The organism is Streptomyces sp. GLSS-08, assembly GCF_056387915.1.
In genome coordinates this window covers 164,718-189,217 of sequence record NZ_JBWJAQ010000005.1, presented here as the reverse complement: position 1 = coordinate 189,217, position 24,500 = coordinate 164,718, and the positions used below count along the sequence as shown (strand labels likewise).

General features: G+C 70.4%; 22 protein-coding genes and 1 pseudogene. 10 read left to right on the top strand and 13 right to left on the bottom strand.

The genetic code is table 11. The features are described from left to right. Nucleotides 1-61: 61 nt before the first annotated feature. The 5 genes from AC0ZLC_RS11120 to AC0ZLC_RS11100 form a co-directional block, all read right to left on the bottom strand. On the bottom strand, nt 62-1,210 hold the full coding sequence (locus AC0ZLC_RS11120; protein ID WP_476751743.1) for a DUF475 domain-containing protein: 1,149 nt from the start codon (nt 1,208-1,210) through the stop codon (nt 62-64). A 144-nt stretch (nt 1,211-1,354) separates the two neighbouring features. Next, nucleotides 1,355-1,930 carry a TerD family protein gene (locus AC0ZLC_RS11115; protein WP_476751742.1) on the bottom strand — a complete coding sequence of 192 codons (576 nt, stop codon included), beginning with the start codon at nt 1,928-1,930 and terminating at the stop codon, nt 1,355-1,357. A 134-nt stretch (nt 1,931-2,064) separates the two neighbouring features. Beyond that, nucleotides 2,065-2,640, bottom strand: coding sequence for a TerD family protein (locus tag AC0ZLC_RS11110; RefSeq protein ID WP_121403257.1), 576 nt, complete (start codon nt 2,638-2,640; stop codon nt 2,065-2,067). A gap of 113 nt (nt 2,641-2,753) precedes the next feature. Then, nucleotides 2,754-3,212 carry a peroxiredoxin gene (locus AC0ZLC_RS11105; RefSeq protein WP_476751741.1) on the bottom strand — a complete coding sequence of 153 codons (459 nt, stop codon included), beginning with the start codon at nt 3,210-3,212 and terminating at the stop codon, nt 2,754-2,756. A 182-nt stretch (nt 3,213-3,394) separates the two neighbouring features. After that, a complete protein-coding gene (locus tag AC0ZLC_RS11100) occupies nt 3,395-3,832 on the bottom strand; it encodes a DUF3052 domain-containing protein (RefSeq protein ID WP_183116860.1) in 438 nt (145 codons plus the stop codon). A 469-nt stretch (nt 3,833-4,301) separates the two neighbouring features. Between AC0ZLC_RS11100 and aceE the strand changes: the two genes are divergently transcribed. Further along, nucleotides 4,302-7,049, top strand: a complete 2,748-nt coding sequence (gene aceE, locus AC0ZLC_RS11095; protein ID WP_476751740.1) for a pyruvate dehydrogenase (acetyl-transferring), homodimeric type — start codon at nt 4,302-4,304, stop codon at nt 7,047-7,049. Nucleotides 7,050-7,105: 56 nt separating this feature from the next. Here the strand turns inward: aceE and AC0ZLC_RS11090 are convergent, their stop codons facing one another. Further along, nucleotides 7,106-7,492 (bottom strand): CU044_2847 family protein, encoded by a 387-nt coding sequence (locus tag AC0ZLC_RS11090; RefSeq protein ID WP_476751739.1) that lies wholly within the window; start codon nt 7,490-7,492, stop codon nt 7,106-7,108. Nucleotides 7,493-7,610: 118 nt separating this feature from the next. On the opposite strand from AC0ZLC_RS11090, the gene AC0ZLC_RS11085 reads away from it, so the two are divergent. Next, entirely contained in the window at nt 7,611-8,822 is a 1,212-nt protein-coding gene (locus tag AC0ZLC_RS11085) for a hypothetical protein (protein WP_476751738.1), read from the top strand. Here AC0ZLC_RS11085 and AC0ZLC_RS11080 read toward each other — a convergent pair. Both AC0ZLC_RS11080 and AC0ZLC_RS11075 read right to left on the bottom strand, forming a co-directional pair. After that, on the bottom strand, nt 8,808-9,383 hold the full coding sequence (locus tag AC0ZLC_RS11080) for an NUDIX hydrolase (RefSeq protein ID WP_476751737.1): 576 nt from the start codon (nt 9,381-9,383) through the stop codon (nt 8,808-8,810). The genes AC0ZLC_RS11085 and AC0ZLC_RS11080 overlap by 15 nt on opposite strands. 91 nt (nt 9,384-9,474) lie before the next feature. Further along, nucleotides 9,475-12,414, bottom strand: a complete 2,940-nt coding sequence (locus tag AC0ZLC_RS11075) for a trypsin-like peptidase domain-containing protein (RefSeq protein WP_476751736.1) — start codon at nt 12,412-12,414, stop codon at nt 9,475-9,477. A gap of 104 nt (nt 12,415-12,518) precedes the next feature. On the opposite strand from AC0ZLC_RS11075, the gene AC0ZLC_RS11070 reads away from it, so the two are divergent. Further along, complete coding sequence (locus AC0ZLC_RS11070; protein WP_476751735.1) at nt 12,519-13,286, top strand: potassium channel family protein; 768 nt, start codon at nt 12,519-12,521, stop codon at nt 13,284-13,286. Between the two features lie 159 nt (nt 13,287-13,445). Here the strand turns inward: AC0ZLC_RS11070 and AC0ZLC_RS11065 are convergent, their stop codons facing one another. Both AC0ZLC_RS11065 and AC0ZLC_RS11060 read right to left on the bottom strand, forming a co-directional pair. Then, the gene (locus AC0ZLC_RS11065) at nt 13,446-13,754 is read right to left on the bottom strand and encodes a small hydrophobic protein (RefSeq protein ID WP_476751734.1); all 309 of its coding nucleotides are present in this window, start codon (nt 13,752-13,754) and stop codon (nt 13,446-13,448) included. Between the two features lie 287 nt (nt 13,755-14,041). After that, nucleotides 14,042-15,664, bottom strand: coding sequence for an MFS transporter (locus AC0ZLC_RS11060; RefSeq protein ID WP_476751733.1), 1,623 nt, complete (start codon nt 15,662-15,664; stop codon nt 14,042-14,044). 113 nt (nt 15,665-15,777) lie between these two features. On the opposite strand from AC0ZLC_RS11060, the gene AC0ZLC_RS11055 reads away from it, so the two are divergent. The 3 genes from AC0ZLC_RS11055 (at nt 15,778) to AC0ZLC_RS11045 (ending at nt 18,768) form a co-directional block, all read left to right on the top strand. Beyond that, entirely contained in the window at nt 15,778-16,458 is a 681-nt protein-coding gene (locus AC0ZLC_RS11055; RefSeq protein ID WP_476751732.1) for a TetR family transcriptional regulator, read from the top strand. Between the two features lie 171 nt (nt 16,459-16,629). Then, nucleotides 16,630-17,847 (top strand): alpha/beta hydrolase, encoded by a 1,218-nt coding sequence (locus tag AC0ZLC_RS11050; RefSeq protein WP_476751731.1) that lies wholly within the window; start codon nt 16,630-16,632, stop codon nt 17,845-17,847. Nucleotides 17,848-17,913: 66 nt separating this feature from the next. Next, nucleotides 17,914-18,768: a DUF4429 domain-containing protein gene (locus AC0ZLC_RS11045; RefSeq protein WP_476751730.1), complete on the top strand. Its 855-nt coding sequence runs from the start codon at nt 17,914-17,916 to the stop codon at nt 18,766-18,768. 28 nt (nt 18,769-18,796) lie between these two features. On the opposite strand, the gene AC0ZLC_RS11040 is transcribed toward AC0ZLC_RS11045, so the two are convergent. Together AC0ZLC_RS11040 and AC0ZLC_RS11035 are read right to left on the bottom strand one after the other, a co-directional pair. Then, nucleotides 18,797-19,813 (bottom strand): aldo/keto reductase, encoded by a 1,017-nt coding sequence (locus tag AC0ZLC_RS11040; RefSeq protein ID WP_476751729.1) that lies wholly within the window; start codon nt 19,811-19,813, stop codon nt 18,797-18,799. Next, nucleotides 19,810-20,289: a MerR family transcriptional regulator gene (locus AC0ZLC_RS11035; RefSeq protein WP_476751728.1), complete on the bottom strand. Its 480-nt coding sequence runs from the start codon at nt 20,287-20,289 to the stop codon at nt 19,810-19,812. The genes AC0ZLC_RS11040 and AC0ZLC_RS11035 overlap by 4 nt, the downstream gene beginning before the upstream one ends. Nucleotides 20,290-20,379: 90 nt before the next feature. Here AC0ZLC_RS11035 and AC0ZLC_RS11030 point away from each other — a divergent pair. Together AC0ZLC_RS11030 and AC0ZLC_RS11025 are read left to right on the top strand one after the other, a co-directional pair. Continuing rightward, nucleotides 20,380-20,588: pseudogene (locus tag AC0ZLC_RS11030) on the top strand (GNAT family N-acetyltransferase); the annotation flags it as partial. Nucleotides 20,589-20,598: 10 nt separating this feature from the next. Next, nucleotides 20,599-21,420 carry a serine hydrolase domain-containing protein gene (locus AC0ZLC_RS11025; protein ID WP_476751727.1) on the top strand — a complete coding sequence of 274 codons (822 nt, stop codon included), beginning with the start codon at nt 20,599-20,601 and terminating at the stop codon, nt 21,418-21,420. 118 nt (nt 21,421-21,538) lie between these two features. Here AC0ZLC_RS11025 and AC0ZLC_RS11020 read toward each other — a convergent pair whose 3' ends face one another. Beyond that, nucleotides 21,539-22,195: a pirin family protein gene (locus AC0ZLC_RS11020; protein WP_476751924.1), complete on the bottom strand. Its 657-nt coding sequence runs from the start codon at nt 22,193-22,195 to the stop codon at nt 21,539-21,541. A gap of 84 nt (nt 22,196-22,279) precedes the next feature. Here AC0ZLC_RS11020 and AC0ZLC_RS11015 point away from each other — a divergent pair, with 84 nt between their 5' ends. Together AC0ZLC_RS11015 and AC0ZLC_RS11010 are read left to right on the top strand one after the other, a co-directional pair. Then, nucleotides 22,280-23,485 (top strand): PucR family transcriptional regulator, encoded by a 1,206-nt coding sequence (locus tag AC0ZLC_RS11015; protein WP_476751726.1) that lies wholly within the window; start codon nt 22,280-22,282, stop codon nt 23,483-23,485. A gap of 89 nt (nt 23,486-23,574) precedes the next feature. Then, a complete protein-coding gene (locus AC0ZLC_RS11010) occupies nt 23,575-24,492 on the top strand; it encodes an ACP S-malonyltransferase (RefSeq protein ID WP_476751725.1) in 918 nt (305 codons plus the stop codon). Nucleotides 24,493-24,500 lie beyond the last annotated feature (8 nt).

Here is a 24,500-nt window from a genome sequence, read left to right as displayed (position 1 = left end):
CCGCCCCGCACAGAGCGTTCCTCATCGGGCGGGGTGTCAACCCCTCGGCCCGGTGCGCGTGTCAGACCCCGGACGAGACCTCAGTCTTGTCGTCCGAGGTCTGGCCTTTTCCCTCGGCGGCCGCGAGCGCCTTGTTGCGGCGCACGGAGGACCAGAAGGACCAGGCGATCAGGATGACGCCGACGAGGCCGGTGATGACCTCGTGGATCTGGTACTGGATGGTGACCAGCAGGATCACGGCGAGGGCGCCGATCGCGTAGTGCGCGCCGTGCTCCAGGTAGACGTAGTCGTCGAGGGTGCCCTGGCGGACCAGGTAGACCGTCAGCGACCGGACGTACATGGCGCCGATGCCGAGGCCGAGGGCCATCAGCACGATGTCGTTGGTGACGGCGAAGGCGCCGATCACACCGTCGAAGGAGAAGGACGCGTCCAGCACTTCCAGGTAGAGGAACATGAAGAACGCGGCCTTGCCGGCGAGGACCACCGCCGACGGCTTCTTGCCGGTCTGCCTGGCCTCTTCCTCGGCCTCGTGCTCACGCTCCTCCTCTTCCTCGAGCTTGTCCTCGAAGTAGCCGGAGAGACCGCCGACGATCATGTAAGTGATCAGGCCCGCGATGCCGGAGATCAGGACCGTCTCGGCCTTGTCGGCGTGCGCTCCGCCGTGCTGGTGGGCGTGGGCCGCGAAGGTCATGGAGGTGATCAGCAGGGCGACCAGCGCGATGCAGACCGACAGCATGTCGACCTTGCCGAGCTTGGCCAGCGGGCGCTCCAGCCAGTTCAGCCACTTGATGTCCCGGTCCTCGAAGATGAAGTCGAGGAAGATCATCAGCAGGAACATGCCACCGAAGGCGGCGATCGCCGGGTGGGCGTCGGTCACCAGCTGCTGGTACTGGTCCTTGTCCGTCAGCGCGAGGTTGACCGCCTCGATCGGGCTCTTCTTGGCGGTCACCGCCACGATGACGACGGGGAAGACGAGCCGCATGCCGAAGACGGCGATCAGCACACCGACCGTGAGGAAGATCTTCTGCCAGAAGGCACTCATCTTCTTCAGGATTCCGGCGTTGACCACCGCGTTGTCGAAGGACAGCGAGATCTCGAGGACGGACAGGATCGCCACGATGCCGAAGCCGGTCCACCCCCCGTAGAGCACCGCCGCGACCAGGCCGAGCGCGGTGACCGCAAACGACCAGCCGAAGGTTTTCAGAAGCACTGGCTACCCAATCGTGTATTGGGGGCGCCCCCAAGCGGAGCCTGGAGGAAGGTTTTCCCCGTGCCGTACTCGGCTTTACCTAACGTTGACCTCGAAGTGTAGAGCGCGGTCCGCTCGGTCGGCACGGGCGGGCCCCGCAACCGCCTAGGAGACGTTGACCCCGAAGTCCAGAGCAATGCCCCGCAGACCTGACGCGTACCCCTGCCCGACGGCACGGAACTTCCACTCGTCGTTGTAGCGGTAAACCTCACCGAAGATCATCGCGGTCTCCGTGGAGGCGTCCTCGCTGAGGTCGTAGCGCGCCAGTTCCTGGCCGTCGGCCTGGTTGACGACGCGGATGAAGGCGTTGCTGACCTGGCCGAAGGTCTGCCCGCGGTTGTCGGCCTCGTGGATCGAGACCGGGAAGACGATCTTGTCCACGGTGGCGGGGACCTTGGAGAGGTCGATCAGGATCGACTCGTCGTCGCCCTCGCCCTCCCCGGTGAGGTTGTCACCGGTGTGCTCCACCGAGCCGTCGGGGCTCTTGAGCTGGTTGTAGAAGACGAACCACTCGTCACCGAGCACCCGGCCCGCGTGGCACAGCAGCGCGCTGGCGTCGAGGTCGAAGGGGGCTCCGGTGGTGGAGCGCGCGTCCCAGCCGAGCCCGACCATCACCTGCGTGAGGTTGGGTGCGGCCTTGGAGAGGGAGACATTGCCTCCCTTGGCGAGCGTGACGCCCATGATGCTGGTCCTCCCCGAGATGGAACTTCAGTTGTCCGGCGGTCCGGCGCCGCTGTCGAGCGCGTCCGGCGCCGCACTCGAAGTGTGCGGCGCCGGACGGGTGAGCCCTGGGCCCCGGGGGGCCCGCTGTCGGCTCAGACGTTCACGCCGAAGTCCTGCGCGATGCCGCGCAGGCCCGAGGCGTACCCCTGGCCGATGGCACGGAACTTCCACTCCGCGCCGTGGCGGTAGAGCTCGCCGAAGACCATCGCGGTCTCCGTCGAGGCGTCCTCGGAGAGGTCGTAGCGCGCGATCTCCGCCTCGCCCGCCTGGTTCACGACGCGGATGAACGCGTTGCGGACCTGGCCGAACGACTGCTGGCGGTTCTCGGCGTCGTAGATCGAGACCGGGAACACGATCTTCTCGACGTCGGCCGGGACGGCGGCGAGGTTGACCTTGATCTGCTCGTCGTCGCCCTCGCCCTCACCGGTGATGTTGTCGCCGGTGTGCTCGACGGAGCCGTCCGGGCTCTTCAGGTTGTTGAAGAACACGAAGTTGGCGTCACTGCTGACCTTGCCCTCCGCGTTCGTCAGGATGGCGCTGGCGTCGAGGTCGAAGTCGGTGCCGGTGGTGGTACGGACGTCCCAGCCCAGACCGATGATGACCGCGGTCAGGCCGGGCGCCTCCTTCGACAGCGAGACGTTGCCGCCCTTGCTGAGGCTGACTCCCACGAGTCCTCCCAATGGTGTCCAGGGGCGGGGAGCCCCGTCGTGCGTCGGTATCGGATCAACGTGTCGATCCTAGTGACGGGTTCCCGTACCCTGCAGGGCTTGGGGCCGAAGAATCACAGGGTGTCGAGCGCCCTGACGTACTCGTTCAGGTCACGTGCGTCCGGCAGACCGTTGACGACGGTCCACTGGACGACGCCGTCCCTGTCGATGATGAAGGTGCCGCGCACGGCGCAGCCCTTGTCCTCGTCGAAGACGCCGTACGCGCGCGAGACCTCGCCGTGCGGCCAGAAGTCGGACAGCAGCGGGTAGTCCAGGCCCTCCTGGTCGCCGAAGACGCGCAGGGTGTGGATGGAGTCGTTGGAGACGGCCAGCACCTGCGTGTCGCGGTCGGTGAAGCGGGGGAGCTCGTCGCGCAGGGCGCACAGTTCACCAGTGCACACGCCGGTGAACGCGAACGGGTAGAAGAGCAGCACCACGTTCTTCTCGCCGCGGAAGTCGGACAGCCGCACCGTGGCGCCGTGGTTGTCCTTGAGTGCGAAGTCCGGGGCCTTGGTGCCGACCTCGATCGCCATAGTCACACGCATCCCTTCCAGGGGGCCGTTCGGGTGACGACCAGCCTACGCAGGGATCCGTCCGGGGGCAGGACGGCCCCGCGCATGGGCGGGGCCCCCGCCGACGGCTGGTCGGCGCGGGCCCCGCACACGTTGCTGCGGGCAGCACGAGTACTGCCCCGAGGGAGAGAGAAAAGCGGAGTTCAGCGCTTCGACTTGGCCGCCTTCGGCGTGGCCAGCCGGCTGCCGCTCCAGTCCTTGCCCACGCTGACGGTCTTGGTCTGGGACAGACCCGCGGTCGTCGCGGCTTCGGCGATGTCGCTCGCCTCGACGTAGCCGTCGCGGCCGGTCTTCGGCGTCAGCAGCAGGATCGTGCCGCCCTCTTCGATGTACGTGGTGGCGTCCACCAGCGCATCCGTCAGGTCGCCGTCCTCGTCGCGGAACCACAGCACCACGGCATCGGCGACGTCGTCGTACTCCTCATCCACGAGCTCGCTGCCGATGACTTCCTCAATGGCCTCGCGGAGCTCCTGGTCGACGTCGTCGTCGTAGCCGATCTCCTGGACCACCTGCTCGGGCTGGAACCCCAGCCTGGCGGCAGGGTTCGTCCTCTCCTCCGCGTGGTCCGCGGTCGCGCTCACGGGTTGCCTCCTGATCATGTTTCGTTGGGGGTCTTCCCCCCGCTCGTGTCAGGAGCTGGGAGAAGTCTTCAGCCACGCGCGTGCGCGAAGCATTGGCCGTAGTCCACACGGGCGGGACGGATCGCGCAAGTACCCGGCCGTCGAGACCGCCGAAACGGTGACGATCCCGGCCGTGTCGACGCAACTCCAGGCATGCAATCACAGGCACGCGTGACGCACACCACGCTCTTCTGCCCGGTTTGCGAATTAGGGACCCTCCGAGGGTACGGGAGTCGAATGGCTTTGCGGAACGCATGCCGGGCTGGGCGTATCGTTGCGATTCGGCCCGACCCGCCCCGACCTGGCTGGACGAACGTGATGGTTACCTCTCGGTAGAGATGACGATCGCGTTCCCGGGGTCCACGATGGGGAACGGTGCAGACACCTGGAAACCCAGGGAAACATGGCCCTCTGACAGTGAAGGAACAGCGTGGCTTCCGGATCCGATCGCAACCCGATCATCATTGGCGGCCTTCCGAGTCAGGTACCTGACTTCGATCCCGAAGAGACCCAGGAGTGGCTCGACTCCCTCGACGCCGCCGTCGACGAGCGCGGCCGGGAGCGTGCCCGCTATCTGATGCTGCGGCTGATCGAGCGGGCCCGCGAGAAGCGCGTGGCCGTGCCGGAGATGCGCAGCACGGACTACGTCAACACGATCGCCACCAGGGACGAGCCGTTCTTCCCCGGCAACGAGGAGATCGAGCGCAAGGTCCTCAACGCGACCCGGTGGAACGCGGCCGTGATGGTGTCCAGGGCCCAGCGCCCGGGCATCGGCGTCGGCGGCCACATCGCGACCTTCGCCTCCTCCGCCTCCCTCTACGACGTCGGCTTCAACCACTTCTTCCGCGGCAAGGACGAGGGCGACGGCGGCGACCAGATCTTCTTCCAGGGGCACGCGTCGCCGGGCATCTACGCCCGCGCCTTCCTGCTCGACCGGCTGAGCGAGCAGCAGCTCGACGCCTTCCGGCAGGAGAAGTCGAAGGCGCCGTACGGGCTGTCGTCGTACCCGCACCCCCGGCTGATGCCGGACTTCTGGGAGTTCCCCACCGTGTCCATGGGCCTCGGCCCGCTCGGCGCGATCTTCCAAGCGCGGATGAACCGGTACATGGAGGCCCGCGGCGTCGCGGACACCTCCAAGTCGCACGTCTGGGCGTTCCTCGGGGACGGCGAGATGGACGAGCCGGAGTCGCTCGGCCAGCTGTCGATCGCGGCGCGCGAGGGCCTGGACAACCTGACGTTCGTCGTCAACTGCAACCTCCAGCGGCTCGACGGCCCGGTGCGCGGCAACGGCAAGATCATCCAGGAGCTGGAGTCGCAGTTCCGCGGCGCCGGCTGGAACGTGATCAAGCTGGTGTGGGACCGCACCTGGGACCCGCTGCTCGCGCAGGACCGCGACGGCGTGCTGGTCAACAAGCTGAACACCACGCCGGACGGGCAGTTCCAGACGTACGCCACCGAGACCGGCGCGTACATCCGCCAGCACTTCTTCGGCGACGACCACCGGCTGCGCGCCATGGTCGAGAACATGAGCGACGACCAGATCCTGCACCTGGGCCGCGGCGGGCACGACCACCGCAAGGTCTACGCGGCCTTCGCGGCGGCCAAGGCGCACAAGGGCCAGCCGACGGTGGTCCTCGCCCAGACGGTCAAGGGGTGGACGCTGGGGCCGAACTTCGAGGGCCGCAACGCCACGCACCAGATGAAGAAGCTGACGGTCGCCGACCTCAAGGGCTTCCGGGACCGGCTGCACATCCCGATCTCCGACAAGGAGCTGGAGTCCGGCGCGCCGCCGTACTACCACCCGGGGCGTGACTCCGAGGAGATCCAGTACATGCACGACCGCCGCAAGGGCCTGGGCGGTTACGTCCCGACCCGCGTCGTGCGGTCGAAGCCGCTGCCGCTGCCCGAGGACAAGACGTACGCGAGTGTGAAGAAGGGTTCCGGTCAGCAGTCCATCGCCACGACCATGGCGTTCGTGCGACTGCTGAAGGACCTCATGCGGGACAAGGAGATCGGCAAGCGCTTCGTGCTGATCGCCCCCGACGAGTACCGCACCTTCGGCATGGACTCGTTCTTCCCGAGTGCGAAGATCTACAACCCGCTCGGCCAGCAGTACGAGGCCGTCGACCGGGATCTGCTCCTCGCGTACAAGGAGTCGCCGACCGGTCAGATGCTGCACGACGGCATCTCCGAGGCGGGCTGCACGGCCTCGCTGATCGCCGCGGGTTCGGCGTACGCGACGCACGGCGAGCCGCTGATCCCGGTGTACGTCTTCTACTCGATGTTCGGTTTCCAGCGCACGGGTGACCAGTTCTGGCAGATGGCCGACCAGCTGGCGCGCGGGTTCGTGCTCGGCGCGACCGCCGGCCGCACGACCCTGACCGGTGAGGGTCTCCAGCACGCGGACGGCCACTCGCAGCTGCTCGCCTCGACCAACCCGGGCTGCGTGGCGTACGACCCGGCGTACGGCTTCGAGATCGCGCACATCGTGCAGGACGGTCTGCGCCGGATGTACGGCTCGACCGAGGAGCACCCGCACGGCGAGGACGTCTTCTACTACCTCACCGTCTACAACGAGCCGATCCAGCACCCGGCCGAGCCGGAGAACGTGGACGTCGACGGCATCCTCAAGGGCATCCACCGCTTCAGCGCGGGCACCTCGGGCTCCATTCCGGCGCAGATCATGGCGTCCGGTGTCGCCGTTCCGTGGGCCGTCGAGGCGCAGCGGATCCTCGCCGAGGAGTGGAACGTCCGGGCGGACGTCTGGTCGGCGACCTCCTGGAACGAGCTGCGCCGTGAGGCGATCGAGGCGGAGCGGCACAACCTGCTGCACCCCGAGGAGGAGCAGCGCGTCCCGTACGTGACGCGGAAGCTGTCGGGCGCGGAGGGCCCCTTCGTGGCGGTCTCCGACTGGATGCGCTCGGTGCCGGACCAGATCGCCCGCTGGGTGCCGGGGACCTACCAGTCCCTGGGCGCGGACGGCTTCGGCTTCGCGGACACGCGCGGTGCGGCACGGCGCTTCTTCCACATCGACGCGGAGTCGATCGTGGTCGCGGTGCTGACCGAGCTGGCGCGCGAGGGGAAGGTCGACCGGTCGGCGCTGAAGCAGGCGATCGACCGCTACCAGCTCCTCGACGTGACGGCGGCCGACCCCGGCGCGGCGGGCGGCGACGCGTAGCGCGGCCGTCTTTCGGGCGGCGGGATCCCGAGGATTCCGCCGCCCCGCTTCATGCCTCAGCCGGTCCCGGACGTGCCGTCGTCCGCATCCGGTTCGCCGGCGGGCGTCACGTTGGTGTGCGCACCCTCCCCTTTTCGCCATGTCACGCTTACCTTCAGCGTCGCTTTTCCGCCCACGTCTGTCAGAACACTGACCAGATGTCCGCTCTTGCCCGCGAGTTCGATGCCGAATTCGAGCGATACCTCGTCGGGCGCGGCGTTGTGCAGTCCGGCACGCACACTTCGGGTGACCGCCTCGATGGTCTGTGGAAGGTCCTCGAGCCGCCGCGCCACGGCCTCGCCCAGCTGGCCGAACCCGGTGTCCGTCGGCCCTGCCTCGTCATCGCCGACACGCACCCACAGGGTCACGCCGTCGGGCATCACCGCTTGAACAAGTTCGGACACTTCGCCTCCGGATTTCGTCGTGTCTGTCCGAGGAGACAGAAGTCTGCATCGGACCCCGCAGTGGGTCATGCCGCCTCTACTATGACCGCCGGGAAGAACTGACTCGGGGGAGCAGCACATGGGCGAAGAAGGCCGCGGACCGATGCCGGAGAAGGTGTACCTCTCCGACGTGGAGATCCATCGCCAGACGCCCATCGCACGAGCGGTCGACCTCCGGGCCCGGCTGCTCTTCCACGTCCTCTTCTCCGACCAGCTGCTGATCGGGGACTCGCAGTGCCTCAACACCCCCTTCTTCCGGGCTCTCGTGTCCCCCGGTGAAGCGGCGGACCCCAGCCTGCGGTCGGACATCGGTCCGCTTCTGGACGACGGACGCATCCGCGTCGCGCGGCGTGACGGTCTGCCGCTGCGCCAGGTCCGCGACGCCCAGGAACTGCGTCGGGTCCAACACGTTCCCACGGTCGAGTACGCCGAGGACATGGACCGCAGAACCATGCCGTACGCGGTCACCTACGACCTCGCCGCCGTGGCGGCCGCCTTCAAGGCGGGAGTGCTGAGCCTGCTCCGGCAGCAACTATCGCTCGCTCACGGCGTCACCCTCGGCACGTTGGAAGAGGCCGTCTTGTGGGTCGAGGACCAGGACCCGCTGTACTACAAATCGATCAAGGACTGGGTCGACGCGTTCAGGGAGACGGCAAGCGGCGCTTCCACGGAGGTCGTCCTCGCGCTCGGGACCGTCGACCGCGCCGCCGGTGAGGCGTACCGGCGGGCCCTTCCGACCGTGCTCGGGGCAGGTACCGCCGCTCCGCGCGCCGGGGAGGCCCTCACCGAGGCGTCCACGAACCGTGTCCTCCTAAAACAGAGTGCGCTGGCCCCCGGCATGCTCGATGAATTCCTGCTCGGCAGGCTGCCGGTCGAGGTGCTGCTTGAGGCGACCGAGCAGACCTCGCGCAACGTCGTCATCCGGGAGCTGGCCGTACTGCGCGGCAGTGGACAACCCGACCTCGGTCTGCTCACGGAGGCGATGACCGAGTTCAGCGCCTGGATGCAGGAGGCGTTCGTCCGCGCTTTCCGCACCACGGACGAGCAGGCGTGGGCCGTCCAGCGGGGAAGTCGGAACCTGATGCGATTCGGCATCACCCAGGACGCCCTGACCGGAGCGCTCGGCGCGGGACTCGACGTACGCTCAGCCGACGAAGGCCCGGACACCTACCTCGACGTAGAGTTCCGCGGGCATGATGTCGCGGCCCCGGAGCAGTCCGCGGCGGCGCTGGAGGAGCTGGGCCCGCGCAGACTGCGCCGACGCGCCGTCACCGGGTCATCGCGAGGGTGAGGGCCCGTGGCCGTCGTTCCCCGTGGCGAGCGCCAATGCCAGTGCGGCCAGGGTCACCCCGCAGGTGATGCGTCCCTCGCGCAGCCACCGGAGTACCTCGTCGCGCGAGGCCCACAGCGGCTCGGTCACCGACTCCATGTCCTCGGGACGGGCCACGGCTCCGTCGACGCGATCCACTTCGGCGGTGAAGACGTGAACCCCGGACTCGATCAGACCGGTCTCCGCGTGCAGGGTCCCGAGGGAACGTATCGAAGATCGCCGGCAGAGGAAGCCGGTCTCCTCCCGCAGTTCCCGCGCTGCGGCGTCCTCCGGCGGTTCGCCCTGCTCACAGCCGCCCCTCGGGAACTCGAGGGAGACCTGCCCGACGGGGTAGCGGAACGTCGGCACCAGGGCGAAACCGGCCGGCCCGGTCGGTACCACCACCACACCGGTCTGTGACCACTGCCAGCGCAGATACGTGCCTTCCGTACCACCCGGCGACACGACTTCGTCGTTGTACAGCGTGCCGTAGCGGTTGCCGAACACCTCCACCGCCTTCCGGCGGCGGATCGGTATGGGCATCGTCCGAGCGGTCACGGTGTCGTCCACCGGCATGGCACTCCCTCATGGATGGCGCGTCCGTCCCTCTGGCTGTATGTCTTCCCCAGGACGGCTAATCGTCGGTCAGGTCGTTCAGTTCGGTGCGCAGTCGGGCGAGCACACGCAGCGCGGTCTGCTGGTCCGCCGACCGAGAAGGCATGTGGTGCGGCAGCGCCTCGCGCCGCCGGACCGCCTCCCGCAACGCAAAATACGCGTCCCTGTCGCGTCCGCCGTACAGCAGCCCCATGCCGTACTGCTGCAGCGCGTCGGGAAGCCTGGCGAGGTAGCGTCCGGGCCGCCGCTCGGCCAGATCGCGCACCAGGGCGACAGCCTCCGCTCCAGAGGCGATCCCCTCGTCCACCAGCCCGATCCGCAAACGGCAGGCGGCGAGGATCTCCAGGCACGTCAGCAGGACGTCCTCCTGCCTTGCGCCCGGCGCCGCCTCCTCGCACCGGATCACCCCCTCCGCCGCGTCATCGGCGGCGCCGTTCACCTGCCCGTCGTGTGACCTCAGCAGCGCCAGCGTGCTCAGCGCGGCAGCCGTGTCGAGCAGATGCAGCCGACGCTGTGGGCCTGGGGCTTCCTCCAGCAGTTCACGGTAGAGGGAGACGGCGTCGACGCTGATTTCCAGGGCGGAGGCCGTGCGACCCGCGCGATGCTGAAGCAGGCTGAGGTTGTTGAGCGCCGCCGCGTAGTCGGGTTTGTACCGCGCGGAGCGTCGTACGAGTTCGCGGCTGAGCACCACCGCCTGGTCGGCGGCATCGACGGCTTCGGTGCTGCGGCCCGTCTCGTCCAGGCGCAGGCTGTAGGGCACCAGCCGACGCAGCCGGATCAGCCTGTCCTCCTCGCCGGTACTCTCGTCGGGCAGCCGCAGCAGCCGTCCCAGGACCAGCGCGGAGATGGGCGACAAGCTGGACGGGTATCCCGGTAGGCGGTCCTCGACCCGTTGCAGCAGTGCGGTGTCGCAGTTCTCCAGTACGGGCCGCATGACCTCTGCCAGCGGTTCGGCGTGGGGGACCCGGCTGCCGGTGGTGACGAGAGCCGGGAGCAGGAGGTCCGGGTTCGCGCGCAGAGCCGCCGCCAACGCCCGGTCGAGGATCTCGTGGGCCGGATGGTCCGTGACCCGGCCCACCGCTGTGCACCCACGCGAGCGCGCCAGCACATCGAGAGTCTCCAGCAGCGCCTCTTCCTGCCTGTCGTCACCACAGAGCCGGCTCACGTCGAGAACGGCCGACAGGTATTCCCGGCCGTCCTCTCCCGAGCTCTCCTTATCGCTCAGCACCCTGCGTACCAGGATCTCGCCGATGCGGTCGGGTTCCAGCACCGCGACGCGGTCCGGTGGCATCGGATAGAGCATCTGCAAACAGGCATGCACGGCGACCATGTTGAGAGCCGGCTGCCCGGGAAACGTCGCCTCACGCACCCGCCCGAGAAGCGTGGTCAGTTCCCGTATGTCCCGCCCCTGGGCGAGAGTCGGCACGAGCAGCAGACCTTGGGACATGAGCGGCCCGGTACGCCCGGCCAGCGGCCCCGCTCCCCCCAGTCGGTCCTCCAGGAGGGCATGCCAGCCGTTGATCTCGTGCCGGCAGATGCGCGCGAGCGGGTCGTCGCCCTCCGCCCATGTGCCGCCGTGCTGCAGCGTGAGAACGGCGTCGAGAGCGCTCGCCAGCACACCGAGCAGCGAGTCCTGCCGCCGCGCACGGCCGGCGAGGCCGGCGGGCATCGGTAACCACGGACAGTCCAGCTGTCGCGTGAAGGCCACGAAGGCCTCCGCGGCCAGCTCTTCCGGCGCCATGGTGTCCAGGCTGTTCGGCAGGCGCCGTAGGCTCGCGCCCTCCAGGGCCCAGTCTTCGATGTCGAGGTCTTCCAGCGCCTCGCGCAGGGCTTGCCACAGAGGATCCTCGGAACGGGCCAGGAGAAGCAGCCTAAGAGTCATGCCACTCGGCTGCTGCCGGTGTACGTGATCGAGCAGTGCGCAGACGTCGTCCAACCGGGCCTGTGCGTAGTCGAAGACCACCAGGGCCGGAATCCGGGCCTCCAGGGCCGCGGTGAAATCGTCCAGCCACCGCGTGCGCCGGAGCGGGTCCCGGAACACCTTCCGGTCGGCGAAGCCCGCGAGCCAGCCCGACTCCCGCATGCGCAGGCAGAGTTCCGCCGAGAGCCGGGTCTTGCCCGACCCTCCCGGCGCGTACATGAGGCGGAGCAACTGATCCGCGGGGTCACGACACCACCGGTCCAGCTCGATCAGCTCGGGGCGCTCCTTGAAGGGCATCGCCCCCCGGGCCAGCATCTGGGCAGGTGTAGTGTGCGGCCCCCCGCTGTTGCGCCCGAAGAGCTTCGTCTGGCGCTCTGCCCGTGCCCGGGTGACGTCAAACCAGTGCGTGCCGGGGCGGTGGGCGGCGGCATTGCGCTCGATGAGCCCCGGAGAGCACAACTCCAGTGCCTCGATCGGCACGAGCCAACCGCCGGACACCCCTTTCTCGTTGCGTGAGGCTTTCAGGACACCGCAGACCCGGCCCGTCCGGGTGTTGAGGACAGGACTGCCGCTGAACCCCTGCACCACCTGATCCCACTGCAGCCGCACGAAGTTTCCGCTGCGGCCGGCCACCTGCAGATGCAGAGTGTCCGGTTGGACCCCGCGCTCCAGGGTGCTTCCGTTGAGACCGTGGACGGACACGGTGTCCGACTGCGCCGGCCCCGCCTCGTCGAGCCATACCCCTTCGAGATCCCCGACGGGTTCCGCCAACTTCAGTTCGGCGAGGTCCGGGAAGCCGTGGACGGTGCCCTCGCCCCTGGTGGCCGGAGCCATGCGCAGCAGGTTCGCGGCGACGGTCCGCCCCTCGAACTCGACGGAAAGCGACCGGCCGTCCCGGCCCGCCACCACGTGCGCGCAGGTGAGGACGGTGTCCCCGGTCACGAAGAATCCTGTGCCGCAGAACTGTCCCGCCCCCCGGATCGCGACGACGTGCCGTTCCGCCAGGACCTGCAACTGCTGCAGGACGCCCCTGTCCATCGTTCCCGACTCCACATCCGCCCCTCAACCGTGTGCAGCTCACAGCCTGCCCTCCGGGACCGTCGCTCGAACGTCCGCATGACGCGGGCTCCTACGATGCTGGCATGAAGCAAGAAACGGCGCAGGTCCGCTGGGAGCGGCGTACTCAGGGGCCGTTGCTCGCGCTCGCGCTGGCGTTCGCCCTCGCTTACGCCGTGCCGATCGTGGACAGCAGCGTCAGCCACTCGATGGCGGTCACCTGCACGGTGGTGGAGTGGGTCGTGTGGGGCGCGTTCGCCGGCGACTATCTCGTCCGGCTCGCGCTGGCGCCGGACCGGCGGGGGTTCGTGCGCGGCCACTGGCTGGACCTCGGCGCGGTGATCCTGCCGATGTTCCAGCCGCTGCGGCTGCTGCGGCTGGTGTCGACGTTGATGCTGGTGGGGCGGCGGGCGCGGATGGCGTCGCAGATCCGGCTGACGACGTACGTCGTGGGCACGGTCGTCGGGCTGCTGATGTTCGGTTCGCTCGCCGTGCTGTCGGTGGAGCGGGACTCACCGCACGGGAACATCAGAACGCTGGGCGACGCGGTGTGGTGGTCGTTCACCACGATGACGACCGTGGGGTACGGGGATCACGCCCCGACCACCGGTCTGGGCCGCGTGCTCGCGGTCGGCCTGATGCTGTCCGGCATCGCGCTGCTCGGTGTGGTGACGGCGAACATTGCGGCGTGGTTCATCGCGCGCTTCGAGAAGGACGATGTGGAGGAGCGCCGGCAGACGGCCGCGATCGAGGCGCTCACGGAGGAGGTACGGGCGCTGCGGGCCCAGGTCGCGGACCTGTCGGGGGCCGTCCGTCCGGCGCCCGTGCCTGCCGAGCCGTCGCGTCCGGTGTAGGTGCGGGCGGGGCGGGCCTGGGCCTTCCACCTCACCGGGGGCGCCCCGCGGCCCGACGGCTCCCGCTGGGGCGTCGTCGGGCCGGGCTTGCGCAGGTGCCCGGTGCCGGGTACCCGGCACCGGGCACCTGCCCGCAGCGGTGGGGCCGGGGCCCGGCGGTCAGAGCAGGCCGTTTCCTGCGCCTGCCGAGTCGACGAGCCAGATGAGGGCGAGGAGCGTCTCGATCGCGCCCAGCACGAGGGCGATCAGCGCCGTGAGGGGACGGGGCCCGGCCCAGCTGCGTCCCATCGCCAGCCAGCCGCAGACCATCGCCACCGGGCCGAGGATGATCCCCAGCTCGAAGAACCCGACGACCGCGCAGACGACTCCGATGATGCCCAGCGTCGCGCGATCCGGCCCGGTCCGTGACCACGTCCGGCCACGTGAACGGGGGTGCCTGCGCGTGCCGTTTCCGAAGCCCGCCATCATCAACTCCTGAACTCCGAGGCCTTGCCGGCCAGTTCCGGTGCGATGTGCGGATACCCCCGTCGTCCTGCGGTAGACCTGCCGGTGCGCCGCCCCCCTCCGGCGGCGCACCGCGGCTTCCACCGCCCTCCATGTCGTGCGGAGGACGTGACCCACTGTGACCTGCGCCGCGATCCGGCGGGGAGGGATCTTGAGCCTCGTCACCCGTATGGGTGAAAAAGGGGGTGACGGGGCGGCCCTCGTCCGCTCCGTCACCCCTGAATCGCCGTCAGGACCCCGCCGGGTGTGCCCTAGATGTGTCCGGCTCCCGGGCCCGCCGCTTCCGCGTTGACGCCGCGCCTGGTGAGGAGCGCGACGAAGACGGCCACGAGCGCGACCCCGGCGGCGACGAGACACGCCAGGCTCATGCCGGAGATGAAGGTGTCGTGGGCGACGCTCGTGATCTTCTCGGCGATCCCGGCGGGTGTGCCCTCGGGTACCGGCGCGGCACCCTGCTGGACCACCTGCGAGGCCTGGTCCAGCTGCGTCCCGGTGAGCGGCGGCAGCTTGGCGTCGGCCCAGTTGCCCGCGAGGTCGTTGTCGACCTTGGAGGCCATCACCGCCCCGAGGACCGCCGTACCGAGGCTGCCGCCGATCTGCATCGCCGCCTGCTGGAGGCCGCCGGCGACCCCGGAGAGCTCCATCGGCGCGTTGCCCACGATGACTTCGGTGGCACCGACCATGACCGGGGCGAGTCCGAGGCCGAGTCCGGCGAACCAGAGCGACATGACGGCGCTGCCGGTGTCCGTGTCCAGCGTGGACATGCCGTACATGGAGATCGCGGTGAGCGCCATGCCGCCCGCCAGCGGGAGGCGCGGACCGGTCCTGGTGATGAGCACGCCGGCCAGCGGCGAGCCCACGATCATCATTCCGGTGAGCGGCAGCAGGTGCAGACCCGCGTCGACCGGGCTCATGCCGTGCACGTTCTGCAGGTAGAAGGTGACGAAGAACAGTCCGCCCAGGAAGGCGATGGCCATCAGGACCATGAGCACCACGCCGGCCGACAGCGGCACGGAGCGGAAGAGGGCGAGGGGGACCAGCGGCTCGCGGACCTTGGTCTCCCAGAGCGCGAAGAGGGCGAAGCCGAGCACCGAGGCCCCGAGGAAGGTCCAGGTGAGGCCGTCGCCCCAGCCCCAGGCGGGGGCCTTGATGAGGGCCCAGACCAGGCAGAACATGGCGCCCGAGAGCAGGGCTATGCCGAGGATGTCGAAGGAGCGCGGCGCGTTCTCGGCGCGGTGGTCGGTCAGGATGAGGGCGCCGAGCGCCAGCGCGAGGACGCCGACCGGCACGTTGATGAAGAACACCGACTGCCAGCTGACGTGCTGCACGAGCAGACCGCCGAGGATCGGGCCGCCCGCGGTGGACGCGCCGATCACCATGCCCCAGATACCGATGGCCATGTTCAGCTTCTCGGCCGGGAAGGTGGCCCGCAGCAGACCGAGCGCGGCCGGCATCAGCAGCGCGCCGAACAGGCCCTGCAGGACACGGAAGGTGACCACCAGCGCGATGCTGTCGGACAGGCCGATGGCCCCGGACGCGGCGGCGAAGCCGACCACGCCGATCAGGAAGGTCTGCCGGTGCCCGAACCGGTCGCCGAGCTTGCCCGCGGTGATCAGGGTGACCGCGAGGGCGAGGAAGTACGCGTTGGTGATCCACTGGACGTCGGCGAAGCTGGCGCCGAGGTCCTTGGCGATGGCCGGGTTCGCGATGGCGACGATGGTGCCGTCCAGGGCGACCATCATGACGCCGATCGCGACGCTGATCAGCGTCAGCCAGGGATGGCCACGCAACCCCTTCGCGGGGCTCGGTCCGGACGGGGTGGCCGGGGCCTTGTCGGCCGGGCCCGTCGCGTCGACGGTGGTCTGACTAGTCATACGTTCGAGGTTAGTGACAGTCGCTGACAGTTGACAAACCAATTCACTAGTCGGTAACTGTCACGTCGCCCGGCGCACGCCCGGCACGGCGGCAGCACGGAACGGGGAACCCTATGGACACGGCGTCACGGCCGGGACTGCGCGAGCGCAAGAAGCGGCGCACCCGGGACGCGCTGCTGCGAGCCGCTCTCGAACTGTTCACGACCCAGGGGTACGAGCGGACGACGGTCGACGAGATCGCCGAGGCCGTCGACGTCTCCCAGCGCACGTTCTTCCGCTACTTCGCCGGCAAGGAGGAGGCCGCCTTCGCCGTCCAGGAGATGACGGAGGCGCACTTCGTCGAGGCGCTGCGCGGACGGCCGCCCCAGGAGGCCCCGCTGGAGGCGCTGCGCCGGGCCGTGCTGGAGGGCTGGGACACCATCGGTGAGGCGATCGCGCAGGTCGTCCCGCTCGAACTGCACATGCGGACCTTCCAGCTGATCGAGTCGACACCCGCCCTGCTCGCCGCGCATCTGCGCCGGTCCGCCGAGGTGGAGGAGGAGCTGGCCCGGGTGATCGCGGCCCGGGAGGGTCTCGACGTGGACGCGGACCCGCGGCCGCGTGTCGCGGTGGCTGTGTTCGGCGGGGTGATGCGGGTGACCGGGAGGCAGTGGGGCGCCGGCGAGGACATCAGCGTCGAGGCGATCCGCGAGCTGACCGCCTCCTACCTCGACCACCTGGAGCCCGCGCTGGCGCGGACCTGGCGCACGGGAAACGAGCCGGCGGAACCGGGACACACGCTCCGAGACACGTGACGATCGCCTAACGCAACGTCACAATGCATCCCGGTACGGCGGGTGCACGGATACGGAGGGTGAAGGTTTGACGCGAACCGGGCCCCCCATGACCCGATTACCGCACAGGAAACGTGATCTGCGCCACTCGGTTAACGCGAGACACTCCCGTTCTCCTAGTGTGTCCTTCCAGTGACTTCCTTCGGCTCCTCCCCCCAACTCAACGCCTCGCGCGCACTGCTCGCGCTGGCCGTGGTGTTCGTGATGCTGGCGACCACCGGATGGACCGCCGTGCACAGCCACCGGGGGCAGTCGCCGCTCGAAGCGTCGCGCTCGAAGTGGGAGCACGGGCGCCTGGACGGGCACCGGTTGCCGGACCCCGACTTGGCGCCGGGCCGCCTCGCCCGCTTCTTCGCCTCGCTCGACGCCCACCAGCGCACCCGTCTCGCCCACCGCTATCCGCTGGCGGTCGGCAACATGAACGGCGCGCCCGTGCGGCTGCGTTACCGGGCCAACCGGCTCGCGCTCGGGCAGCAGCGCAGGGTCGAACGCACCCGCATGCGCGACAACCGCCTCTCGTCCGCGGGACAGCAGCAGGCGGGCCGCCGCATGCACCGCTACGAGGCCCTGCTGAAGCGCAGGCGGCAGATCCTGGCCTTCGATCCCGGGGGCTCGGGCCGGATCGCGGAGGTCTTCGGCAACCTGACCCGAGCCGAGCGGATCTCGGTCGTGGTGCCCGGCGTCGACACGGACCTCCTCACCTTCCAGCGCACCTTCCGCAAGTACTCGGCGCCGGTCGGCATGGCGCGCGCCCTGTACCGGGCCGAGCGCGCGACGGCTCCGAGGACGCGTACGGCCGTCATCGCCTGGGCCGACTACACGGCACCGAGCGGACTCGGCATGGACGCCGCCACGGCCATGCGCGCCGAGGACGGCGCGGTCCGGCTGAACCGGCTGCTGCGCGCACTGCCCGGCGAGGCGCCCGTCGCGCTGTACTGCCACAGCTACGGCTCGGTGCTCTGCGGGATCGCCGCGCACGAACTGCCCGGGCGGGTCGCCGACCTCGCCGTCGCCGGCAGCCCCGGCATGCGCGCCGAGAACGCCGGCCGGCTGGGCACCACCGCCCGGGTCTGGGCGATGCGCGACGCCGACGACTGGATCCGGGACGTGCCGCACCTGGAGGTCGGCGGGCTCGGACACGGCGCCGACCCGGTCTCCGCCGGCTTCGGGGCGCGGGTCCTCTCCGCGGACGGCGCGCAGGGACACGGCGGCTATTTCGAGCCCGGCACCGGGAGCCTGCGCAACTTCGCCGAGATCGGCGTCGGCGCGTACCGCGCGGTGCGCTGCGCCCGCAAGGACGACGTGTGCGGGAAGGGTTTGTCCGCCGCGACGGCGGCCGGACGCGCGTAGCGAGCGAGGAACTGCGGTCGGTCCGGGGAGGCGACGCGGGGACGCCTGCCGCATACGATGTGCCGCATGGGTGACGTACTGGCCGGATTTCATGCCGCCTGGGAGTTCGAGTCCGACTCCGTGCTCATCCGCTTCGAGCGGGGGATCCGTACGCCGAAGCTGTTCCAGGCGCTCGGCGAACGCCGGGTCCCCCTGGAGGCGCTCGCGGCCGTGACCCTCACTCCCGGGAAGCGGGGAACGGTGGTCCTGCACGCCGTACCGAGACCGGGCGCCGATCCCCTGATGGCGGCGGCCGACGGTCAGCTGAAGGAAGCCTGCGACCCCTACCGGCTGGTGCTGCCCGCCGAGCGCGAGACGCTCGCCGAGTACTACGCGGACGAGCTGCGCGCACGGGTTGGAGCGGACGTCTCTCCCGCCGAGCGCTTCCTCGTGGAGCCGCCCGAGGCGCCCCGGCACTTCAAGGCGTACGACGCGAAGGCGTCCTTCGACGGCCGGCAGGTGTCGTTCCGGTGGTTCTGGACCGGCGCCTCCTCCGCCAAGTGGAAGGCCGGCGACCAGAGTTTCCCGGTCGCCGCCCTCAGCGGGGTCGAGTGGCGCTCCCCCGAGATCTTCGAGGGCCACCTGCGGCTCCTGCACCGCGAGCCGGCCACCCCGCAGCCCGCGCAGGCCGACCAGGATCCGGCGGCCGTCGTCTTCGGCCTCGGCTACGGTCCGGTGCACGAGTCGCTGCCGTTCGCGGCCTCGGTGCTGGCCGCCGTACGCGCCGCCGGGCCGCCGGCCCCGGTCGCGGTGTCCGCGCCCCACCGCGACCCCGCCGACGTCGCCGACCGCATCCGTCACCTCGGCGAGCTGCACCGGGCGGGTCTGGTGACGGACGAGGAGTTCACGGCGAAGAAGGCGCAGCTGCTGGCGGAGCTGTAGGGCCCGCCCGCACGGGGCCCGCGGCGCGCTACTCGCGGCCCGCGGACGTGAACGTCATGTCCGCGTAGCGGTCGCCGGACACCTGGGCGGCGATCGGCTCCAGCAGCGCGAGTTCCTCGTCGGTGAGGACGATGCGGGTGGCCGCGGCGTTCTCCTCGACGCGGGTGCGCTTGCGGGTGCCGGGGATCGGGACGACGGTCAGTCCGTGCACGGCGGCCCGCTGCTGCACCCAGGCCAGCGCGATCTGGGCCGGCGAGGCGCCGTGGGCGTCGGCCACGGCGCGCACCGGCTCCAGCAGCGCGGCGTTGGCTGCCGCGTTCTCGCCGGTGAAGCGGGGCTGGTGGCGCCGGAAGTCGTCCGCGGTCAGGTCCTTCTCCGCGTTCGCGAAGGAGCCGGTGAGGAAGCCGCGGCCGAGCGGCGAGTACGGCACGAGCGCCACGCCGAGTTCCAGCGCCGCGGGGACCACGCCCGCCTCGATGTCCCGGCTGAACAGCGACCACTCCGACTGCACGGCCGCGATCGGGTGCACGCCCTGCGCGGTGCGCAGTTCGCTTCCGGTGACCTCGCTCAGCCCGAGGTGCCTGACCTTGCCCTCGCGCACCAGTTCGGCCATGGTCCCGACGGACTCCTCGATCGGGACGCCGGGGTCCCGCCGGTGCATGTAGTAGAGGTCGATCACGTCGACGTCGAGGCGCCTGAGGCTGGCCTCCACCGCCTGGCGGATGTAGGGCGTGTCGTTGCGGATGACCCGCTTCGTGGGCTCGTCCGGCGGGATCGACAGGGCGAACTTCGTCGCGATGACGACCTCGTCCCGGTGCGCCTTGAAGAACGGCGAGAGGAACTCCTCGTTGTCGCCCGCTCCGTAGGCGTCCGCGGTGTCGTAGAGCGTCACGCCGAGTTCCAGGGCGCGCTCCAGGGTGGCCCGCGCCTCACCGGCGTCCGTCGGGCCGTACGCGAAGCTCATGCCCATGCAGCCGAGGCCCTGCACGCCGACCTCCGGGCCGCCGGTGCCGAGCTCCGCCTTCGCGATCGTGCTGTCCGTCATCGGGACCTCTCCGACGCCGGGGCACGCCCGGCGTCCGCATAGAAACTGATCTTGTGGTCGAGCACGGCGAGGGTGTCCTGCAGCTCGGCGATCCGCGCCCGCACGTCCCTGCGGGTCGCCTCCAGCAGCTCGAACCGCTCGCCGTAGGTGTGGTCGCCCGCGCGCACCAGCTCCGCGTACCGCACCATGTCGGCGACCGGCATGCCGGTCAGCCGCAGCTTCCCGACGAGGTTCAGCCAGTCCAGGTCGCGGTTGCTGTAGCGGCGCTGGCCGGTGTGCGAGCGGTCGATGTGGGACATCAGCCCGATCCGCTCGTACCAGCGCAGGGTGTGCGCGGTCAGGCCGGTGAAGGCGACGACCTCGCTGATCGTGTAGTTGTCCCGGCCGTCCGGGCGGGGGTGGCGCTCCGGCGCCGAGGCGCAGGCGTCCGTGCCGCTGCCGGCACCGGTGTCGGCCGTGGTCTCCATCACCGTCATGCCTCCACGCTAAAACCCTGGAGTGCACTTCAAGCAAGTGCGTCCCGCTGAAATTCCGGCGACGCCACGCCGTCGGGGTGTCCGGCGTGCGGATCACCCGCCGCGCTGGTCGCCGGGACGGTCGGGTACCGGATCGGGCGCGCGGGCAATCCGCACGGCGCGGCCGGCCACTGGTCCGCGGGCGGGGCGTCCCCCAGGTCGGCCTGAACGCGTCCGCCGAGGCCGAGCCGCCGTACGCCTCGCTCGGCTTCGTGCGCAAGCCCGACCCCTCGATGCGGCTGGAGCTGCGCGGCGCCTAGTCTCGTGGGCATGTCCTTGCAGAGCCTGGCGTTGATCGAGAACTGGCCCGTTCCCACGGCCGCGGCGGCCGTCGTCCGCGCGGACGGCACGGTGCTGGGGGCGCACGGTCCCGGAGGGCAGCGTTTCGCGCTGGCCTCGGTCACCAAGCCGCTCGCCGCGTACGCCGTCCTCGTCGCGTACGAGGAGGGGGCGGTCGAGCTCGACGAGCCGGCCGGGCCGCAGGGCTCGACAGTCCGCCATCTCCTCGCGCACACCTCCGGGCTCGCCTTCGACGAGCACCGGGTGATGTCCGCGCCCGGGGAGCGGCGGCTGTACTCCAACGCCGGCTTCGAGGTGCTCGGGGACCACATCGCGAAGGCGACCGGGATCCCCTTCGCGGAGTATCTGCGCCAGGGGGTCCTGGAGCCGCTCGGCATGACGTCGACCACGCTCGACGGGTCGCCCGCGAAGGACGGGGTGTCCACGGTGGACGACCTCGTGCGGTTCGCGGCCGAGGTGCAGGCGCCGCGGCTGCTCGATCCGCGGACCGTCGCGGAGGCCATGTCCGTGCAGTTCCCCGGCACGAAGGGTGTGCTGCCGGGGTACGGGCACCAGAACCCGAACGACTGGGGGCTCGGGTTCGAGATCCGTGACTCCAAGTCGCCGCACTGGACGGGTACTTCGTCCTCGGCGGGGACCTACGGGCACTTCGGGCAGTCGGGTACGTTCCTGTGGGTCGACCCCGTCGCGGGGGTCGCGTGTGTGGCCCTCACGGACCGGGCGTTCGGGCCCTGGGCGGCCGAGGTGTGGCCGCCCTTCACCGACGCGGTGCTCACGGAGCTTGCCGGCTGAGGCCCGTCGGGAGGCTTCCCCGCCCCCTGCGCCCCTGGCCGTCCCGACTCGGGGCCGCCGCCCCGGGCCCCGCTCCTCAAACACCGGAGGGGCTGATTCCCAGCCCGGTGCCCCGTGCTCAGGCCGTCGTCATCTCCCAGATGAGGAGTTCCGCCGGGGAGCCCGCTATGGCTTCCAGGTTCTTCGCGTCGGTGAGGCGGGCCGCGTCGCCGGTCTCCAGCTCCAGGCCGTCCAGCCGGACTTCGCCGCGCACGACGTGGACGTACACGAACGGCGCGTCCGGGATCGCGGTGCGCTCGCTCGCGGTCAGGCGGCGCACGTGGAGCATGGCCCCGGCCTCGGGGACCGCGTACGGCGTGGAGTCAGCGATGCCGTGGACGATCTCGTAGGCGGGGTCGCCGCCCGGTTCCAGCGGGGCCAGCCACATCTGGACGAAGGTCAGCGGCGTCAGGCCGTCGTTGCGTTCCACGTGACGGACACCGCCCGCCGAGCTGAGGCGCTGCACGTCGCCGGCGCGGACCCGCGACTCGTGTCCCGCGGAGTCGCGGTGCGTCAGTTCGCCCTCGATCACCCAGGTGACGATCTCGGTGTGGCTGTGCGGGTGTTCGTCGAAGCCGGCGCCGGGCGCGAGCCGCTCCTCGTTGCAGGCGATGAGCGGGCCGAAGCGGAGGTTGTCGGGGTCGTAGTGGGGGCCGAAGGAGAAGGCGTGCAGGGAGGAGATCCCGGCCGCCGGGTCCCCTCCGCGGTAGCGCTCGTCGGCGCGCCGTACGTCCATCACGGAGCCCACGGTAGCCCCGCGGGGCCGGGGCACCGGGACCCGGCGCGGCGCACTCACGTCCGGATGAGGCAGTCTTGTCCCGTGCCCGAACCCGAAACCAGCAACACCGAACCCGCAGCGCGCGCACCCCACACGCACTCCGCGACCCTGAGGCGGCTGGAGAAGTCGTCCGGGAGTCTCGCGGCGCAGGCCATCGCGCGCATGGACGAGACGCTGCCGTGGTACCGGGCCATGCCGCCGGAGAACCGGTCGTGGATCGGGCTGGTCGCACAGGCGGGAATCGCCGCCTTCACCGAGTGGTTCCGGCGTCCCGACGCCCCCCAGGCCATCTCCACCGACGTCTTCGGCACCGCTCCCCGCGAGCTGACCCGGGCGATCACCCTGCGCCAGACCGTCGAGATGGTGCGGACCACCATCGAGGTCATGGAGAGCGCGATCGACGAGGTCGCGGCGCCCGGAGACGAATCCGTTCTGCGCGAGGCGCTCCTCGTCTACGCCCGCGAGATCGCCTTCGCCACCGCACAGGTGTACGCCCAGGCGGCGGAGGCCCGGGGCGCCTGGGACGCGCGGCTGGAGTCGCTCGTGGTCAACGCCGTGCTGTCCGGCGAGGCCGACGAGGGTGCGGTCTCCCGCGCCGCCGCGCTCGGCTGGAACTCGCCCGAACACGTCTGTGTGGTGCTGGGTACGGCGCCCGACGGCGACAGCGAGCTGACGGTCGAGGCGATCCGGCGGGCGGCCCGGCACGCCAAGCTCCAGGTGCTCACCGGAGTGCTCGGTGACAGGCTCGTCGTGATCGCCGGCGGCAGCGACAACCCGCTCGCCGTCGCCAAGTCGCTGATCGGTCCGTACGCGGCGGGATCCGTCGTCGCGGGCCCGATCGTGCCCGACCTGCTGGCCGCGACCCGGTCCGCGCAGGCCGCTGCGGCCGGTCTGAAGGCCTGTTTCGCCTGGCAGGACGCCCCGCGGCCGGTCCTGGCGGACGATCTGCTGCCGGAGCGCGCGATGGCCGGGGATCCCTCGGCCCGCGAGCAGCTGGTGGAGGAGATCTACAGACCGCTGGAGGAGGCCGGATCCGCGCTCCTGGAAACGCTGAGCGTGTATCTGGAGCAGGCGAGCAGTCTCGAGGGCGCGGCCCGGATGCTCTTCGTGCATCCCAACACCGTGCGCTACCGGCTCCGACGTGTGACTGACGTCACCGGCTGGTCGCCCTCCGATGTACGCTCCGCCTTCACACTGCGCATCGCCCTGATCCTGGGGCGTCTGGCCGATGGAGATCCTCAGGCCTAGGCTTTTGTCGGGGGTCCACAATTCCCCCTCCTGTTCTTCGTCCTTGTCCTCACGGGCGGCCGTGGCCGTCCACAAGAGAGAGTGTGAGAGTGCTCGTACTCGTCGCTCCCGGCCAGGGCGCCCAGACGCCCGGCTTCCTGACTCCCTGGCTCGACCTCCCCGGTGCCGCCGACCGCATCGCCGCGTGGTCGGACGCCATCGGGCTCGACCTCGCCCACTACGGCACGAAGGCCGACGCGGACGAGATCCGCGACACGGCCGTTGCGCAGCCCCTGCTCGTCGCGGCCGGACTGCTGTCCGCGTCCGCTCTCGGCGACGTGGCCCCCGGGGCCGTCGCGGGCCACAGCGTCGGTGAGATCACCGCCGCCGCGGTGGCCGGTGTGTTCGCGGAGACCGAGGCGCTCCGGCTCGTCCGCAAGCGGGGCCTGGCGATGGCCGAGGCCGCCGCCGTCACGCGGACCGGCATGTCCGCCCTGCTCGGCGGCGACCCGGAGACGACCGTGCCGCACCTGGAGAAGCTCGGCCTGACCCCGGCGAACATGAACGGCGCGGGCCAGATCGTCGCCGCCGGTACGCTGGAGCAGCTGGCCGCCCTGGAGGCCGACAAGCCCGAAGGCGTGCGCAAGGTGATCGCGCTGAAGGTCGCCGGCGCGTTCCACACGCACCACATGGCGCCCGCCGTCGACGTGCTCGCGAAGGCCGCCGCGGACCTGACCCCGGCCGACCCGGAGGTCACGTACGTGTCGAACAGGGACGGCCGGTCCGTCGCCACCGGTGACGAGGTCGTCTCGCGTCTCGTCGGCCAGGTCGCCAACCCGGTCCGCTGGGACCTGTGCATGGAGACCTTCAAGGAGCTAGGTGCGACCGCGCTGGTCGAGCTGTGCCCCGGCGGCACGCTCACCGGCCTGGCCAAGCGCGCGCTGCCCGGCGTCAGGACGCTGGCGCTGAAGACACCCGACGACCTCGACGCGGCTCGCGAGCTCATCGCCGAGCACAGCGCGGCCTAAAGGAGCTC